General features: G+C 42.7%; 17 protein-coding genes and 2 pseudogenes. 2 read left to right on the forward strand and 17 right to left on the reverse strand.

Translation table 11 applies throughout. The features are described from left to right. The first annotated feature begins 251 nt into the window (after positions 1–251). Both GN277_RS28735 and GN277_RS32530 read left to right on the forward strand, forming a co-directional pair. A complete protein-coding gene (locus tag GN277_RS28735; protein ID WP_159757806.1) occupies positions 252–515 on the forward strand; it encodes a hypothetical protein in 264 nt (87 codons plus the stop codon). Positions 516–553: 38 nt separating this feature from the next. Continuing rightward, positions 554–650: pseudogene (locus GN277_RS32530) on the forward strand (ABC transporter permease); the annotation flags it as partial. A gap of 176 nt (positions 651–826) precedes the next feature. Here the strand turns inward: GN277_RS32530 and GN277_RS28745 are convergent. The 17 genes and pseudogenes from GN277_RS28745 to GN277_RS28825 all read right to left on the reverse strand — a co-directional run bounded on the left by GN277_RS28745 (position 827) and on the right by GN277_RS28825 (position 18,572). Then, positions 827–1,307: pseudogene (locus GN277_RS28745) on the reverse strand (MGMT family protein). A 123-nt stretch (positions 1,308–1,430) separates the two neighbouring features. Beyond that, positions 1,431–3,908, reverse strand: coding sequence for an ABC transporter permease (locus GN277_RS28750; protein ID WP_244325031.1), 2,478 nt, complete (start codon positions 3,906–3,908; stop codon positions 1,431–1,433). Beyond that, positions 3,905–4,588 carry an ABC transporter ATP-binding protein gene (locus GN277_RS28755; RefSeq protein ID WP_159757812.1) on the reverse strand — a complete coding sequence of 228 codons (684 nt, stop codon included), beginning with the start codon at positions 4,586–4,588 and terminating at the stop codon, positions 3,905–3,907. The genes GN277_RS28750 and GN277_RS28755 overlap by 4 nt, the downstream gene beginning before the upstream one ends. A 258-nt stretch (positions 4,589–4,846) precedes the next feature. After that, the gene (locus GN277_RS28760; protein WP_244325032.1) at positions 4,847–5,815 is read right to left on the reverse strand and encodes a histidine kinase; all 969 of its coding nucleotides are present in this window, start codon (positions 5,813–5,815) and stop codon (positions 4,847–4,849) included. Next, complete coding sequence (locus tag GN277_RS28765; protein ID WP_016220681.1) at positions 5,803–6,486, reverse strand: response regulator transcription factor; 684 nt, start codon at positions 6,484–6,486, stop codon at positions 5,803–5,805. Before GN277_RS28765 ends, GN277_RS28760 begins: the two co-directional genes overlap by 13 nt. A gap of 59 nt (positions 6,487–6,545) precedes the next feature. Then, a complete protein-coding gene (locus tag GN277_RS28770) occupies positions 6,546–7,574 on the reverse strand; it encodes a sensor histidine kinase (RefSeq protein WP_159757815.1) in 1,029 nt (342 codons plus the stop codon). A gap of 25 nt (positions 7,575–7,599) precedes the next feature. Further along, a complete protein-coding gene (locus GN277_RS28775) occupies positions 7,600–8,310 on the reverse strand; it encodes a response regulator transcription factor (protein WP_159757818.1) in 711 nt (236 codons plus the stop codon). 295 nt (positions 8,311–8,605) lie between these two features. Next, on the reverse strand, positions 8,606–9,481 hold the full coding sequence (locus tag GN277_RS28780; protein WP_159757821.1) for an S-4TM family putative pore-forming effector: 876 nt from the start codon (positions 9,479–9,481) through the stop codon (positions 8,606–8,608). Next, on the reverse strand, positions 9,478–9,702 hold the full coding sequence (locus GN277_RS28785) for a YecA family protein (RefSeq protein WP_159757824.1): 225 nt from the start codon (positions 9,700–9,702) through the stop codon (positions 9,478–9,480). The genes GN277_RS28780 and GN277_RS28785 overlap by 4 nt, the downstream gene beginning before the upstream one ends. A gap of 91 nt (positions 9,703–9,793) precedes the next feature. Further along, positions 9,794–10,129 carry a hypothetical protein gene (locus GN277_RS28790; protein WP_159757827.1) on the reverse strand — a complete coding sequence of 112 codons (336 nt, stop codon included), beginning with the start codon at positions 10,127–10,129 and terminating at the stop codon, positions 9,794–9,796. A gap of 1 nt (position 10,130) precedes the next feature. Next, complete coding sequence (locus tag GN277_RS28795) at positions 10,131–11,348, reverse strand: nucleotidyltransferase domain-containing protein (protein WP_159757830.1); 1,218 nt, start codon at positions 11,346–11,348, stop codon at positions 10,131–10,133. 14 nt (positions 11,349–11,362) lie between these two features. Then, the gene (locus GN277_RS28800) at positions 11,363–11,578 is read right to left on the reverse strand and encodes a DUF3892 domain-containing protein (protein ID WP_159757833.1); all 216 of its coding nucleotides are present in this window, start codon (positions 11,576–11,578) and stop codon (positions 11,363–11,365) included. A 273-nt stretch (positions 11,579–11,851) separates the two neighbouring features. Then, positions 11,852–12,463, reverse strand: coding sequence for a DUF4276 family protein (locus GN277_RS28805; protein WP_244325033.1), 612 nt, complete (start codon positions 12,461–12,463; stop codon positions 11,852–11,854). Continuing rightward, positions 12,429–13,721, reverse strand: a complete 1,293-nt coding sequence (locus GN277_RS28810; protein ID WP_159757836.1) for an AAA family ATPase — start codon at positions 13,719–13,721, stop codon at positions 12,429–12,431. The genes GN277_RS28805 and GN277_RS28810 overlap by 35 nt, the downstream gene beginning before the upstream one ends. Positions 13,722–15,046: 1,325 nt before the next feature. Beyond that, complete coding sequence (locus GN277_RS28815) at positions 15,047–16,291, reverse strand: ABC transporter permease (protein WP_159757839.1); 1,245 nt, start codon at positions 16,289–16,291, stop codon at positions 15,047–15,049. Positions 16,292–16,299: 8 nt separating this feature from the next. After that, on the reverse strand, positions 16,300–17,670 hold the full coding sequence (locus tag GN277_RS28820; protein ID WP_159757842.1) for an HlyD family secretion protein: 1,371 nt from the start codon (positions 17,668–17,670) through the stop codon (positions 16,300–16,302). Positions 17,671–17,780: 110 nt separating this feature from the next. After that, a complete protein-coding gene (locus tag GN277_RS28825; RefSeq protein ID WP_081643959.1) occupies positions 17,781–18,572 on the reverse strand; it encodes a carbohydrate ABC transporter permease in 792 nt (263 codons plus the stop codon). Positions 18,573–18,604: the final 32 nt, after the last annotated feature.

Genomic DNA, 18,604 nt, shown 5'->3' on the forward strand with positions numbered 1-18,604 from the left:
CAATAGCAAACGCTTTGCAGGAGCGATGAAGCAATGACCATAGCTACAATTCTTATGGAACTTATTGTAACATCTGGGACCATGACTATAAAGTAACTTATTAACCAATAGACAGAGAATGGATGAACCAGCGTGATTGAAGAAGAATCTTCGGAAAGGATGTTTAGAATTATCCTTCTGTCTAATCAAAAAGAATAAGTCTGTAAGCAGTTTTTCTTGCTTACAAACTTATTATACGAGGAGCTTTTAAAATGAAAGAAATAATTTTAAGTATGATTGCGCTCGTAACAGTTTTTGTGCCATTAACAGCAGTTCTTGTATGGGAACCTACTTCACCAGCAGCGACAGCCATTATTATAGGATATTGCATTTTTGCTGGGCTAAGTTTTTTATATGCACTCTTTCTCTTTGTTAAAATGAAGTTCAGAGATATTTACACCAAAATTGCGCTTGGATTAAACGCCGTTTATGTTGTAGGGATTTTAGTTACCGTGGTCATCCCTCATTTGCTTTAAATAAAGCGATATTCCGGGACTGGTTTTTTCACAGACGGTTGGGAAGTTATATGGTTTGCCCGGAGGAACAAGACGACACACTGAAAACTCTAAGGTTGATTCCTGTCAATAAAGTAAAATTGACTATCGTAAAGCTGGTGATTGCAAGTATTATAATTCTATTGTTATGCGGTTGTCTTTCGATTTTGTTATTGGTAGGGTTAAATCACAAAGAACGGGAAAAAATCTGAAAAATGCCGGAAAGCCTGTAAACACAGGCTATGCCGGCTTATGAGAACTTATAAAGAGATGGTCAAAAACTATATTTTGCTTTATATTAAATCAAACAGAAAGTCCTCATAATCACTTACATAATACCGGATATTCGTTCTTCCCCTTTGAATGATCGTATGTCCCTCTGCTTCCAGTTTTGATTTTTGGGCCTTAACACCGCCGGGATACTTGGGATTTAGCTCTCCTTTTGCTTTCAACGTCCTCCAATAAGGCGTCTCATCCTTTGTTCTCTGATGGCTTGCCCATGCTGCTATAGTAACAAAAATACCGGCAGTGATAGGTTCTGTAAAATCAGCACCGCTTAATTTAGCAAAATACTCACGGATCTTTCCCACGGTTATCACCTTCCCGTAAGGAATCCTTTTCATAATTTTATCATACTCTATTGGCGGTGCAAAATACATTCTGTCACCGCCATATTTGTCAATACTCTTCTGATCCGTAATCACTTGAATCTTGGGCATATCCTTACTTTCATGCAACATTGCATTAAAATCTTTTTTTATCTTCATTCGCCATATCTCTTACCTCCTTTTTCGTAAATCATAATACAATACCTGCCCATATGCAATGAGACAGTTTTAAAAAATACGTCTTTCTACTTAGCAAATAAATCCGAATAGTATTTATCACTCTACCGTTTCAATCGAATCCACAATACTCATATTCGCAATCCGCCTCAATGGTATGCACGTTGCAATCAGGCAGGCAAGCACAGACATTACGGCCGCCTCCCGCCAGGGAAACTACAGGAATCGAGACCAGCTGGATGGTATCTGTACGGGCAGCTTCCACAAAAATCGTGCAGATATACCCAGTCACACCCCCAATCACAGCAGCAATGATTCCATAATACGCCCCTTCCCACAGGAATGTCTGATATAATGCCCCATGGCTCATGCCGATTGCCCTCTGCATCCCAATCTCCGTCACCCTGGTATGGATATTCGTATACACCGTATTCACGATATTCAAAAGGCCAATCAGACCTACAAACAAAATCAGCCCCCATGCCAGCAGCCGGATCTGCTCATAGCTCTCCTCAAGCTGCCGGTCCGTATCCTCATAGGAAAGATAAGTCGTGCCCGGAATTTCCCGGCATAATTCCTCCACCGTCCGGTCAAATAAATTCCTGTCCGCCGTCTCCTTCAGCGTCGGGAGCATTTCCTGATACTCGCTCTTTCCCGTCAGTTCCGAATAAATCCGGTCAGATACAATCACCTGCACGCCATTTGTAAATCCCTGATTCCCGATTCCCGCAAATCCATCCGTCCCGTCAAATGCAGCCATGACCGGAAGCTCCCTTCCCTTTATGGAAACTGTATCGCCTGCGGCAAATTCTGAATGTTCCAACTCCTCCCCCTCATAAACTACCGGAAACGGATTCTTTATCACACAGCCCTCTCCTGCCATCAGACGCTGAAACTCTTCTTCTGAAAGCTTCCCTTCCGTATAAGCGTCCATATACATTTCATTGAACCCTACAACCTGCAGGGTCTCCCCCGGCTTCAATTCAAATCCCGGAGACATCCCGGCAACCAGTTCTTCCGTATCATAAAGAGAAAACTGGATTGCCGCAACAGATTCAACAGCATCATTTTGAGATAACTCATCTAAATCTTTTTCTGTAAAGCCGGCCGTCTCATTGATAATCGAATAATCCCCAAGACGCATTTCTTCCATAAGACTGGCAGCATTTAAAAGCGAAGTAAAGCTCTGCAGGGCAATAAACACCGAAATACTCATCACAAGAGACAGGATTGTAATGGCCGTCCGTCCGGGGCTCCGCCTCAGATTCAGCCGGGCATAATAAGCCGCAAAATTCTTAATCCTTTTTGTCCTGCGGTTTCTGCGCCGGATCTTCGTATTCCCGCCTGACATGGCTACAGTCGGCGCCACCTTCCCCGCATACCGGACCGCCGGTACTGCCGCGGCAAATGCAAAGAACACGGTGAGAAATGCACTGGCGGCAAGAAACAGTGGCTTCCCTGCGCTGTTTTCCCGGATAAGCTCCTTTAATCCCGCAGTATCATTTACCATAAAGAGCTCCGGGGACACAAAGCTCGTTGCCATCGAAAAGATACTTTCTGCTGAAAAATATCCTGCCAGTATCCCAACCGGGATTCCGGCTGCACACAAAAGCAATATCTGCAGGAAAACTATCACCCAGAGCTGATCTTTCCCGCCTCCGATGGCGCGTAGCACGCCGTATTCTTTCATGCGCTTTGACACGGAAATTTTCAGCACATTGTAAATCACAAGCCCTGATGCCAGAAGCACAAGGCCGCCTACCATGATACCCGCAATCCTAAGGAAGGAAACGTCCATTCCATCCTCCCCGCCTCCTTCCGGATTCTCATAGGGGATGCCCACTGCCGAAAGATAGACGATATTGTAGGTCACATCCAGTTCAGGAATCTGCAGGTTCTCTGCCACATCCTCCACCGTACTCTGCATAGTCTTCTTATCCGCGGTACAGAAATCCGCCACATAATATATCTGCTCTGACGGGAACAGCCGGGAAGCCGTCCCCTCCCCCACAATACCAGGGAGCATGCCATAAGTATAGGCTACATAGTTGCTCTTCGTGATTCCTGTAAGGGTAAATTCCTCCGTATAATCCACTGCAGGCAGAATCCCATGCCGCCACGATTTAGAAGCCGTCAGGGAAATCCGATCTCCGGATTTTCCCTGAAAGCCAAGAAACCTTAACACATCCTCTGACAGTGCAATCTCCATTGGATGTTCCGGAAGCCGTCCTTCCAGAAGCTCTGTAAAAGCCGGATACATCTCATAACTATGGTTCAGATATTCTACAAGGCTAAGCTTTAGCTGGCTGTTCAACTGGATTGTCCCAAGGTCAATGGCCGCTCCGACATAGGAAAAACGGGAATCGGATTTCACTTCTGCAAGCTGCTCTTCTGCAAGCTGCACGAAAGAGCCATACTTTTTCCCTGCAAGGGCGTCTGCCTGCTGCTCCTTCATCGCATTCAGAATCCCAATCGACTGGCCGATTACGGTTGTTATGACTGTAGAGAGAACCACCGCAATCAGTATTAATATGGAAGTAACCTTCTGTGCACACAGCTCCCTCCATGCCAAAGTTCTGTAGGACTTCATACTTCCACCCCGCTTCCTGTCTCTGAAAGGATTCCATCCACGATTACAAACTGCCTGTCAGCCATCTTCGCAATCCGGATGTCATGGGTAATGACCACCAGCGTTTTGTCCAGCTCCCTTCTGATATTGCAAAGAAGCTCCATCACCTCGCCGCCGCTTTTGCTGTCAAGATTTCCCGTCGGCTCGTCCGCAAAAATAATGTCCGGCTGTGCCGCTAAGGCACGGGCAATGGCCACACGCTGCTGCTGCCCTCCGGAAAGCTCATGGGGCAGATGATTCAGCCGCTTCTGGATTCCCAGAAGTTCTGTAAGCTTCCTAAGGTAAGCTTCATCCGGCTGCTTTTTATCCAATAGAAGCGGCATGATGATATTTTCCCTGGCCGTCAGAACCGGAAGGAGGTTAAACTGCTGGAAGATAAATCCGATACGCCTGCGCCGGAAAGCGGAAAGCTCCTTATCATGGAAACTGTAAATATCCCTGCCGCCATAGGAAAGCAGCCCTGATGTGGGACGGTCCAGACCGGACAGCAGGTGAAGCAGCGTACTCTTCCCGCTACCCGAAGGGCCTGTAATAGAAAGGAAATCCCCCTGCCCGATTTTAAGGTCTGCCTTGTCGAGCGCTACCACGCGGCTCTCCCCGCTGCCATAGATTTTCGATAGTTCTCTTGCCTCAATGATCATAAAAACACTCTCCTTATATTTTGTAAAACGGCCAAATGTCCGTAATGGAATGTAAACCATTGGATATCCGGATAAGAAGAGTGTAACTCATAAATCTCAAGAAACGTTCAAGATTATAAAATTGTCAAATAATTCTAAACGAAGCGGCTGCCGCTGCTCCTCCGCCTGCCGGATTTTCTAATTTAAGCGTCCCTCCATGTTTCAGGCAAAGAACATGGGTACTATATAATCCCATTCCAAAATGTTCCGCCTCCTCGTTCATTTTTTTCCGAAAGGTTTCGGACCCTCCCGAAGCATTTTCAGAGGGAATCCGGGGCCGTCATCCATGACCGTCAAAACGACTCTGCCATCCTTCTCCCTTAGCAGTACAGACAGTTTTTTCACAGCAAACCGCGCCCCATTACTGATCAGATTCTCGGCAGCATTCAGGAAAATCTCATAATCCAGCCGGGTACTTCCTCTGGGCTCCACCGTAACCGTAGATTCTAATGCCGGAGCAAGAAACTTTATCGTATCCGCCAGTTCTGTCTCAAGCATGGAATAGGTACATTCTACGGCCCGAACCGGAAGCTGTTCCATTCTCTGGATACTGCTCATCGCCTCAACATAATTCTCGATACGCAGCGTATAACCCGCAAGCCTGTCAAAGGTTCTCTGGTCGCCTTTCCCCTGCTGTATCAGCTTAACCGTTCCTTTTAAAACAGCAACCGGATTGCACAGGTCGTGGGAAAATGCGACATTCAGCCTCTTTCTGTCTTCCGCCTGCTCCCACAATTCCTGGTTCGCCTGAAGGAGTTCTGCCCGCATAATCTCAAATCCTCTGCAGATCTGCCCCAGTTCATCCTCTGAAATATCCGGAATGGAAAAATCCAGATCCCGATTCAGGATACGCTCCGTCCCCATCTTCAGGACAGAAATCGGCGTTTTCAGCTTGATACGGTAAAACAGAAGCCCTGCAGTCCCGATTCCGCCGGCAGGCAGCAAGATACATGCAAAAAGCTGAAAGCCGTCTATCATGCGCAGGATTCTCCGCTGCCCCTTTGTCGGCTGCTGAAGCAGTACATTCGTTCCATCCGCCCTGAATTCAATTCCCCCGGACGGGTAATTGTTCCGGACTTTCTCACAGCACACGAAAAGCAGTAAAAGGAGACACAGCGAAAGAACGACACAGAGGGAAGACAGCACAAAAAACGCTCTCTTTAGACCCATTTTTTTCAGGCGTTCCATTTATATCCGCACCCCCAGACTGTCTCAATATAGCTGTGAAGCGTATGCTCGGCCAGTTTTGCCCTGAGCTTGCGGATATGCTCCATCACAGTGCCGCTGTTTCCTTCCCCGTCAATCCCCCAGATCATGTCATAGATCCGTTCCCGGTCAAATACCTGTCCCATATTCTTAGAGAGCAGTTCCAGGATGTCAAACTCTCTTTTCGTCAGCAAAACCGGATTTCCGTTTACCGACACACTTCGGGTCCCATAATCAACCGCCAGTTCGCCGAAAAAACGAACTGCCCTGCCGGCCGCCCGGTTATCCAGCGTGCGCTGCTCCCTGCGCAAATGCGCCGCCACCCGCGCGCCAAGCTCATCCAGTTCAAAGGGCTTTACAATATAGTCATCCGCCCCTGCCTGAAAGCCGGTAATCTTATCCGGAGATTCCACCCTTGCAGTCAGAAACAGAATGGGGCAGGTGACAAATCCGCGGATTTTCCGGCAGACCTCCAGGCCGTCCATCTTTGGCATATTGATATCAAGAAGAATCAAATCCGGCTTCACAGACAGTTTTTTTATCGCTTCCTCGCCGCTGTCAGCGGTATACACTTCATACTCCGGCTCAAAATACTCTCTTATCATGTCGGTGATTCCCGGTTCATCGTCCACAATCAGTATCTTATATCGCATCTGATTTCCTCCAAATGTTTGATAGATCTCTATTTTAGCACGAAAATATCAAGAAACTTTCAGAGAGTAGGAAAATTTATATAAAATGCCGAGCCGGCCCCTAATCCGCTGTCAGCTGCAATACTGCCCCCATGCGCTTCAATAATAGATTTTGCAAGAGGCAGGCCAAGACCAATTCCCTGTGTATCCTTGGAATACCGACTTCTGTAAAACCTCTTAAAAATATAATACAGATCCTCCGGATGGATTCCAGTCCCGTTATCCTTTATGGCAATCTGCAGCGAAGACGCTGACATCTTCCACTCAATCCAGACAAAACCTCCCTTTTCCGTATGGTCCAAAGCATTTTTTACAATATTTATCACTGCCTCCATCAGCCAGTTACGGTCACAGACAAAGTCTGTAGATTCATCTCCAGATAGAATAATCTCTTTTTCTTCCTGTCCGGCACGAAAACGGAAACTCTTTTTGATACGTTCCATCATCTCAGATATATTTTCCGTTTTCCTCTCCATTACAATTGTACCCGCATCAAATTTTGAAATCTTTAACAGATTCTGTACCAATGTTTCAATCCTTTCCAGTTCCTGCTCGGAAAGATCGGCAAACTCTTTAATCGTAGGCAGATTTTCCGCCTCTCCCTGCAAAATCCCGTTATAAATATTTAAGGCTGCCAGGGGAGTCTTTAACTGATGAGAAATATCCGATATCGTATTTCTCAAGAACTCCTTCTCTTTCCCTTCCTTCTCAATATGTGCGTTCAGGATAGAAACCAAAGAATTCACTTCATGAAACAGCCTGTATAGTTCTCCCTCATCATAACATTCGATACGTGCGTCTTTGCTGCCGGAAATATATTCCCTGATCTGCCACACTGCCTTCTCCATAACCTCATTCTGTTCTTTAAAATATCCATAGCATGCCAATATGATCAGGAATCCCATAACGCAAGCGCCAATTCCAATGTAGAGAGCTGCCAGTGTGATTCCAAGTTGCATGAAAACAATAAAAAACACTGAAAACCCTATTATATATAGAAGAATTTTACAGAACAGCGCTTTTATTTTTTGATTTGCCAGTATCTTCATAATACACCTCTACAAGATGTTTCCTTTACATCTTCCTGGATTCCATGCCTCCCTCCGCCGGATTCCATTTATAACCCATACGGCGGACGGTTACAATTCTTTCCGGCTTTCCGGGATCATCCTCTATCTTTATACGAAGTCTCCGTATATAGGACGTAAGCGTATTATTGTCTATATAGTTTTCATCACAATCCCACAGCCTGTTTAAAATCTGCTCCGGTGAAAGTACAATGCCAGGATTTTCCATAAACAGGCACAGCAGTTTATATTCACTTGCCGTAAGGTCAAGCTGTTCGTCTCTTTTATAAACTTCTCCTTTTATGCGTTCCACCTTGATATCATTGGAACTAAGCTCCGATTTCTCCTGAGCAAAGTTGCCGCTTCTGCGGAGCAGGGCATTCACCCTTGACAAGAACACAGCCAGCTTAAATGGTTTCGTGATATAATCATCCCCGCCGATATCAAGCCCCATGACAATATCCGTCTCATCATCCGCAGCAGTTAAAAACATAATCGGAACCCTGGAAGTCAGACGCATCTTTTTGCACAAATCAAAACCGGAACCGTCAGGGAGGGAGACATCCAGAATAACCAGGTCATATTTCCCATCAGCCCAGAGCGTATCAGCTTCCAGGCTTGTGCGGGCAACATCTATCCCATACCCTTCCTTTTTGACTGCAAAAGAAAGTCCGCTAATTAAACTTAAATCATCTTCCGTCAGTAAAATCTGTTTCATTATATTCACACCTTCCCTTAACGTTATCCTTTTGATGTTATCATCTGTATACCCACATTACAATAAACTGTCCCTTTTTTGCAGATAGAAGGGCGGTTTTTGCATATCGTTATAACAGACTTACTGTATAGACGCCATTCTTTTTATATGTCGCCAAGATATGGATTGTTTATGGGTACTTCTTCTTTAGGTCGAATATCAAATTCAACAAAACATGGAACGAGCTATTGTTTGTAGGCGGAAGGGATTGTCCATTTTACGGTAGCATATCTGCCAAAGACATTGCAGTTTAATATTATCCCACCATGCGTTCATTTATTTCCTTCTTTTCTTTGTGAAGATGCTTAGAGTACATATAATGGACCCAACTGGGAACCAGAAATCCTGATTTTCTGTTCTCTTCAATATCTTTTTGTAACGACAACAAGGATTCCAAGTTTAAATTATTACTATCAGCCTCAATCAACTCTATTTTTGCACTTGCATGCTCCATCGCTTTAGTATATATTGTTATTGCAATCATTTGCTCTATACTCCGTATAAAGATTGTACTCCCCAATATTATTAGACTCCAAGCAAAGTCTATTTTTATGGCAAGATAGGATATAAACGAAGCTACAAGCAAAACTGAAATGCCGATAAAGCTAATAACAATTTTTTTATAGTAGCTTACCAGCTTTACATTCCACCAAACATTTTCTTTTTGACAGTTTAAAATGACCTTGTAATGATCATCGGAACTATATTCTGTATACCAGTCCCGTACTCCTCTTATAATGTCATCTCCTTTATGTGTTGTTTGTAGTTTATAATCTTCTTTATTTTTATTTTTTATTTTAATGGCATATTCAATAAGTTTTTCCTTATTCTGAATCGGGAAGCCAAACAAAATATTATCTATAAGCCCTTTAGTTTCTGCTCCCCAAGTTATCAACATCTTCGTTTTATAATCCACTGCGAAAATTCCAACTGCCACTATGATTTCAACTATACCGGATGAGTGTTCTAAAAATGGGACAAACAACTTTCCTACTGCTAAAAACAGCAACAACAATGTCATTGTCCAACCTATCCTATTGAATATTTCCGCATGATCATATGAGACTCTTTGAGAATATAGTAAATCTAATACCTCATCATCATTTTGCCTTTCAAAAATAGTATCCTTCATTCACATTTCTCCTTCAAATAATTCAATAACTCAAAATAAATTTCTTCTACTCCTGCTTTCTTTATTCCATTTGCAAGTTCAATCATCTTTTTACCATGACACCGTTTAATAACTCTACCACTTCCACACGGACATAAATCATTTCTCTTTATTCCATGAAATAAAATATATCTTAATATGGGAATCACTTTATCTATTGTAAGATTAAAATATTCTAGCAAAAATCATACTCACCCCAAAATCCATGTGGTCTTTCCCCGTTTGGGTACATTAAATACCTGTCATAATATAGATAAGAACACAAATAATTTATTAAGAAAAATTAATAAATTCTTTTTGTGAGTGTTTTCTGGCAAAAAGACGTAAACGAATACCAGACTCTAAACACAACTCGCCATCAGAATATCTGTGTATGTAATCAGATTTTATTGAATCATTTACATCATACACAATAGGTATCTTTTCGGGATACTCGTCATCAATAACTATTTTTATTCCAAATTCACCTGTAAGGATAACATTTGAATTTGTCTCGTTATGGTAAATTTCGATATTTCCCTGAAAAATATCCTCTCCTTGCTTTCTTTGATAGGTTAATTCAGGATACACATTTAGCATATCCTGAATTTCCCTTTCTGTCATTCCCATATCATCTCCTATATGGCTTGGATGCCACATTGATATTAGCGGGCTCTTTTCTTGCATAAACACCCATATTCAAACTTTTCTGTAGATAATCTTTTCCAAAATTATTTTCCAGAACGGCCACAAACTTCTCATCTTCCGTATCTAACGAAGTTAAATAGTCTTTTTTCAACATTCTAATCCATTGGAAAAAATATTGGGCTTTGCACGGCTCCTGATTCCATGAATCAACAAGGTTCTCACTTGGATTCAATGGATTCCGCAACACCCATTGCCCCCCAATACGCCTTATTACATTTTTATTCTCATACCGTTTTGAAAACGCACTCTCGGTTAACGAAAGGTTTTCACCATATATCTCCAACTGCCCTACAATATAACTCAACAATGGAAATACTTCTAAGGATGGATCTGCCTCCTGTGCTAAAAGTGCAATTAGTGTTGTTACTATTACAGACGCTGATTTATACTCTTTTATATTTCCTTTTGTATAGTAAACATCTGCATGGTATTTAACAATTTGAATAACTCGCTGCAAGGCTGACCGCTCCTGAATTTCTGGTATTTTTTCTACTGTTCCCTCATTTAATACATATAATCTTCCATCACGCCTTTTAGCCAGTCTTTGCCTTTCTGCTTTAACAAAACTTTCATTGAGCTCCTTAAACCAGTTTTGATAAGCCTTGGGATTGCTGGTTTTCCATGTATATTTTTCTCCATCTTTATGTGTGATTGCAATCTGGGAATCATATACCGAGAAATCTACCCCTTCCGTCACCAGAGTATTCTTTAATATAATGTCATTTTCAGCTACAGCTGGCACAATATCCACGCTGAAACCAATTCCATTTACATCGGCATATTCTAACGTCCAACACTTGTCCCATTCTTCTTGAAGCATTTTCCGATAAGTTCCATCTGATTTTAAGGCATCTCCGACCATCTTTTTTATTTCTTCCGCTGTCGTATCGCTTTTATTTATATTAATCTCGCAAACGGCATCCAAATCATATGCCGCATCTTCACTTTCTTTATATGGTCTTACTACTGTACCCAAGCTGTAGGAGCCTTGTGGATAAATATCAGACTCTATTCCTTGTTCATGCAAAAACGCCGCAACTGCATTGTAATGTTCAATCGCCTTTACGTATAAACTTTGGGGAATATCCAACCCCTCAATCAATTTTAATATATCTTTTTCTCTTTGTTTTCTATTGATCATCCATATTCCTCCCACTATTCAATATTATCTTTTAGACTTCCGTTCGGCTTTGACCGCAGGTACGTTGTTCCATTGGGATTCCTGACTGCCACATAATTCTGATAACCGGAGTTCCCTTTCTCCACCTGCCGAATAGCCTGTTCAAGCTTTATCTTTCTTCCGGATTCAATATTCACAAATTCCGTGTTTAATCCTGTATTTGATTCCTTAGAGACTTTTAACTTCATCATTTTCCTCCTAATTTCAGCCACATTTAATAAAGCAGTCCTTTTACTGCAGATACAAAATCTATAAAAACCAACAATGACCTGATTGGGAATTGGTCGAACTTCTGTTTCGGATTGAAATCAAGAATGATAGATGATAAAATAACTTTTGTACATTTAGTGATCATCATCCATGGTCATTAACAATTTTCTAGCTGAAGTTGGCCGCTTCAGCTATTTTAATTGCCACAGTTCTCTCTTTCCAATCTTTCATCATTTTTTGCTTATACCACCTCCTCACACCCCCAACTCTTTATACAGTAACTCCAAACCCTTCATTACCTCTCTGCTAATCAGGCCAATATCCAAAGCCTGGACAAGACCGTTGACTTCACGCCCCTTTTTGGCATATATCTTATTTGCCTTTTTAAATAAATACTTCAATTTCTCATATCCATTAGAACCTTGAGGTTCTATATCGGGACTTAGTTTTAAAAATCGCTTTATGCCCTCCTTATCAATTAGGAACCAATCCTCTATTGATTTTTCGGCCTTAATGTGGATCACTTTATGTGCCCCATCATCAATTAAAAGCTTTTCCACCTCCTTCCAGTTAATTTTGGGCCTTTGTACATAACCAAATACATCTGTATCATAGCATACAGCAACTGTTATTTGATATCCTTCTACTTTAGGCTTAACCTCTTTCAAAAAAATACGATTTACTTCTTTTTTGTATCCGCCTATTCCATCTATACTTCTATAAATCACTTTATGTTCGAGCTTTTTATCTACATGACATTCTCTTATGTATTTTATAAGAGCTTTATAAAACTCCACCTCTGTTTGTCCCTCAACAAACAATACCAAGCACTTATTCAAATGCATCACACTCCAGATATTCTTCAATTCGGCTTTCGTTATCGGTCAACATAGAGAAAATATAATCTCCCATACCCATGTCAAAAGAATCTGCGTCATCCTCAAGCATTTTCTCTTTGTTCTTTTTAAATCCATGAAATTTGACCATCCCACCGTCCCGGTTTATGCCTACATAAATGCTCTCTAAATCCATAAAACTAATTATATATGGAGAATGGCTAGTAATTATTACTTTGCAGTCTTCTAACAAATCGGAAATTATCTGTAAGTATGTCCTGAATAAAGATGGATGAATGGAATTCTCAGGTTCTTCAATAGCAATCAAAGATATATTTCTTTCCTCTAAACTTGCCATTATGATTTTGGTCAAAATCATAAATACCCTTTTCGCTCCATCAGACATTGCTTCAAAGTCAATAAGCCTACATAAATTCTTATCCCGAACAAACAACAAATATATACTATCCGAAACTATAAAAGGTACATCATCAGGTACAACTATAGCTCCTTCACTGGAAATCTGAATTTCCTTAACAATTACATCCTCAATGTCAGGAAATAAGCTTTTATAGGCATCTAATAACAAGTCGAATTTCCCCGGATTGATTTGTTTCAATTTTGCAATTACTCTCGGCAAACTACGCGAATCAATAAAATATTCTGAGCTTCCTTTACTTATAATGGGATTTGGCATATAAAATTCTTTAGGATCAAGATTGTTTTCCATATACAACTTTAAATCATTCAATCTTTTAATAATTTCTATATAATACAGCTGATCAAACGCTTTCAGTTTATTAACAACTAACTCCATATTGCCTATCTGAGTATGCGTAGCGCACCTTCCAGTTTCTGAACTCTTATAGACGGCTTCTTGACCCTGCCTATTGATAAGTTGATTATATTTTTTCCCTTTTTCATCAATTTTTACTTTTAGATATTCATTTTTAATACTTGCTTCATCTTCTTTGATCCGCAACCAGCCAAAAGTAAATCCATAAATAATACGATATTTTACAGTTCTAATTATAGTAGTCATTTCAATTTCATATCGAAAATCCTTATCCAGAGAAGCTTTATTGATTGGCATGGCATTATCTGATCTCATGAGACTTTGCCTCTGCTCCTCATTATATTTCATAAAGTTAATGCCAAAATCAATGCCCGATAGCACATTAGACTTGCCAAAATTATTCAATGCAACCAATGAAGTAATCTTGCTAAATGCAATATTAACATTGCTCAAATTTTTAAAACCATCCAATGCAATTCTTTGTATTTTCATAGGAAGCCGATCCTTTCTATTGTTTATCAATATAATACCACCTTTCCCAAAAAATGCAACACTTTTTTCGTTTTATTTAAAATTATGTTCTTAATACATATTTTTATTCACAATACGTAATATTAAATACCGTTTTTTATCTATCACATTTGCAAGTATCAAAAACCATCGTAATAAAAAGCATTTCGCTTTACTTTGTAAATATTTCTTTTATTTTGGGCACAACATTGGCACAAAACTTTCCTAAACTGGCACAGCTTTGCGATTTGTAGCGCAGATCCCGTATGTTAAAATTGGTATCGTGATAATTCATACACCGGCAGGCACACTCTCCCCATATGCGGTGCTACCACCTCAGCGGCTTCTGGAAGTTCAACCTTGTCCCCATCACCATCCGCTCACAGGAGGAGACTGTCCAAAAACTAAAATTTTACAAATGGGGCATAACATCACAATTCAGACATTCTAAGAAATAAATTGAGAATTAGATATGGGTGTTAAAACAGTACGAGATACAAAAGCGAAGAATGACAGACGGGCAGAAATAGTTTTAGAACAATCTGGAGAGGCAGGTATCAGAGAACATTACTGGAAATAAAGAGGCATGCCATATATTAGATCATACAGAATGTACGAGGAAACATGTCCCTTTCACGATCTTCATCATCCTAGCACTCATCATGCTGTTGTCGTTTTTACTTTTATTCGCTTTCATTAAGATCAACTGCATGAATATCCGGAACGCAGTCAAGATGGAACTAAGTAATGTCAGTGCCCGCGTTTATGCGTATACCTTCCATTCCCAAAGGGAAAGTCAAACTTGACTCCTATATAGCCGACCTACATTTAAGCTCTGCCTACCGAGACCCTGCGTACAGACTTCATAAACGGGATAGGGGAAAGGATAGAACTCTCCAATGATAATTACTGATTATTATAGCTCGAAAGTTACCAAAAATCAGTCAGAATTTTAAAGCTTGATAGCTATCTATAAATTCAAGATATAGTTATAGTGAAAATATTTAGAATTGATATAAAGGAATTTTCCCCCTCTTCATTTATAACATGTTCTATATGTCCAGTTACCTTAGACACTATGATTGATAACGTCTGTGTATCTTTGAATGATAAATAATTACTTGTTGGAAACTAAAACTATAAGCATCTCTTTCCCCTCTCTTTAATATCGAAGTAACCATATTATTTTAAACATATAAAATGGAGCCATTTTCTGGCTCCTGCTTATCCTATATCTATGCATTCTTTTTAAGCAGTGCCAAAATATTCAATCTCAGCACCACTTTTTCAAAAAATAATAATAATTTCTATTTTACTCTACCACAACTCTCACCACACATTCCTACTCTCCTAATCTGATGTCCAAGTGAAGCAATCCAGCCTCTCCCCTTTTTCTTCCTGCGAACCCGCAGGTGCAAAAGGAAATCCATGCAGACCAGCAGTATCAAAGCCCCTGCAAGAACCTCCGCCAGAATAACCCTCCGCCAAAGGCCAAACATCTTCTGCCAGACAAAAAACTCCTGATGAACGGCAAGACTTTGTATCTGCTCTGCCTTATCCCTAAAAAGCCTGCTGAAAAATTCAAAATCCGACCAGTAGGTAGGCAGGTAATCGCTTCCCGGATTCGCCGCATTTACTCCCGCTATCATTATCACAAGCGCTGCCGCCAGACAGCACGGCAGGATACACCGCCTGCCGATCTCCGCCGCTTTGACACCCATCCGTTCCTCCGCTTTTTCATTCTCTATCCTTTTTGGCTTCTTACGGGTTTTCCTCGAAGCCGCAATTCCAATCACAATCAGGGAAACTGCCAAAATCATAAAATACAGCAGACTATCCAGAACATAATACAGCTGGCCGTCTATCTGCTGGCCGTCAGTGCTTCCAAATAGCGCTTCAATGATACTGACCGCCTGATTTACAGACTGGTCCTCCTCTTTATTGCGTACCGTAATCCCGTCAAATACTTCTCCTTCCTCTGCCGGAATCACACAGATAGGAGCACTCCCTTTCAGCACTCCGGCAATCTGCCAGTTCTTTTCATCCATTCTGACTTCCAACCCCAGCACATTATCCGAGCCAAACAACTGCCGAACCGTATCCTGGTCAAGCAGACAGACATTCTTTTCTCCTTCCGTAAAATACCTTCCGACAGCCAGCTCCTTTCCAAAGACGGCGGCCGGCTGCCCCTTCATCTGATAGCAGGATACTTTCTGGTCGTGCCCGGTATCCTCGGACAACACTTTGAAATCCCCACATGCTTTCCAGACTGCCCCTTCTGAAAAAATCTCACTGTCTTCACTTTTTTTCCACTGCTCAAAAGCCGTTTCTGTCACTGCCCCTGCCGGATAAGATAAGGACATCATGTCTGCCTGTTCCTTTAACCGCAAAAGCCCGTTTATGATCCAGATATTTACCATGACAAATACCAGCATCAACACCAGGATTCTGATTTTCTGCCATCTTATTTTCATTCTCTCACCTATGCCTGTTTCCATACAAAATGCATTGATCCCATTCTTATCACTTTCATAGATAATTATCATCCGCATATCCGTTTTTACTCTTTCAGCCTTACCCGGTCTCCTTCTACCACATACTTTTCAGATGATACAATCACCTGATCCGTGTTCGTAAGCGTGGAAGTGATTGCCGCACTTTTCGCATCTTTCTCTAACACAGTAACCGGAACGCGCTTTGCAGTCTGCAGCGTGCCAAGCATACGGTCTTCCTCGGAAAGAACCAGACAGTACGCTTCATTTGCATCTTCCCGCAGTGCGCTAAGCGGTATAATCTGGTCATACTCTTTTTCTGATGAGGTCTCAATACTCCAGGTAAACTGTTCCCCGCCTCCCACATTTGTATTCTCCGGAAGCGGCGCTCGCCAGAATGTCTGCATAGAAGAAGCACCTTGGCCTGCCGTGTCATCCCCGCTGCCTCCCTCTGCTGTTTCTCCCGTCTCCATTCCTATGGATTCAATCTTTACGGTTTTTTTCTTCCCTGCTGCAAGCTGGACTCCCACTTCGGCGCCGACCTTTAATTTTTCTTTATCTTCTGCCTTGACCATGCCCTTTAGCTGGAAACCGCCGCTCCCAGTCACAAAGATTTCCGAGCCTGTAGTCACCGCGCCGGCCTGCACACCAACCTGCAATACGGTACAATCTGAAACTGCGCAGATCTTACCGTCTGCCGCCTGATAGGACAAAAGCCGTTCCAGCTCCTTTCTGGCCTGTTCAACCTGCACCTGCGCTGCTTCGGCTCCCAAAAGCGCCGCCTGGGCCGCATTTGCTGCATTCGTATTCTGGGCCGCATCCTCCTGTCTTGCCAGTTCATAAGCATTCTGTGCCTGGTTTACGGCCTGCTGGGCTGTCTGTACTTCTGCATTCGCTTCCTGAAGTGCCGCTTCCAGCTCCTGCTTCTTCGCAGCAACGTCGTCCTCTTCCCCATCCGGTACAGGCGAATTAATAAACTGGTTGTAGGCTGCCTCCGCCTCCGCCGCTTTCTGCTGGGCCGTCTGAAGCCCAAGCTGCGCCTCGGAAAGCGTCTGTCCTGCCCCTGTCGTTGCCGGAACCCTCGCCGGTTCCCTGGCAGACACCTGCTGCTGTGATACCTGCAATTCTAACTGGTTCAGTTCAGCCTGTTTCTTATCAATTGACTGCTGCAGATACTCCTTACGGAATTGAACCAGACGCTCCCCCGCTTTTACCGTGCTTCCCGGATCTGCCACCCATTCCACCTGCTGTTCAGGCCATAAAAATAACTGGTCCTGCTGTACCGTCACCACAGTACCGTTCCCATCGTAAGAATAAGACAGCTTTCCCCGTCCCACCTTCTCTACTCCCACCTGAGCTACCAGCATAGAGGCTGCCGCTCTGGAAATAACCCCGCCGGCCGCCATAATGATCAGAAATCCGGCAATAATCCGAATCATCCATTTTTGATTTATCTTTTTTTTCCTGTCCACTTCGTCAATCCTTCCATAATTAGTGTCTTGTCTCGTTGACAGACAAGCGAACCCATACATATCCCTGTAAAAAGTGGTTAAGCCTTCACCCCGGATGCCACAATCCCCTGTTCCAGGCTGTCCTGGCCATAGAAGAACAAAAGCAGCGCCGGAAGCAGTGTTATGATGGATGCCGCAAAAGCTGCCGCAATCTCCGTATTTACCATCTGCGGCAGATAAAGCGACAGGGGCCACAGCGCCTCTGTCTTAAGGTATGTCATTGGCTGTTCGATTGTATTCCAGTATTCCAGGAATCCCAGTATCAGGATAGAGAAAATACCTGGCATCCCCAGCGGTATGCCCATAGATACAAATATCCTTAAGTCCCCGGCGCCGTCAATCTTTGCCGCCTCCAGCAGTTCCTTCGGAATACCTGCAAAGGTCTTCTGCAGGATAAATACCGGCAGTGTGGAGAAAATACCCGGCAGGATCACCGCCGCACGGGTGTCCATTAAGTCCATCGTATTCAGGACCAGATACCCAGATACCATTGTTACCTGAAACGGCAGGATCATCAGAAGCATATAAAGAAACCACAGCACCTTTTTCCCCGGAAAACGGAACTGGGCAAATGCCCATGCCGCAGGCACCGCTGCAAGGAGCTGCCCTGCCAGCACCAGGATGGTCTGTATCATGGAATTCCAGAAAGCGGTAAAATACTCCGGCGAATCCAGCAAAAGGCGGACATACGCGCGCAATGTCGGGTACATGGGGAAAACACGCAGTTTTGCACTTTCCCCATAATCTGCAAGCACCGCGCCGCATGTTTCCAGAAGTTCCTGTCTTCCCATCAGAGAATTTGCAGTAAGCATAAAGAGCGGAAATACCATAACCGCAAGGACAATCAGAAGGAACACCCTAA

Origin of the sequence: Sporofaciens musculi (assembly GCF_009830285.1) — a bacterium.
GTDB classification, from domain to species: domain Bacteria; phylum Bacillota; class Clostridia; order Lachnospirales; family Lachnospiraceae; genus Sporofaciens; species Sporofaciens musculi.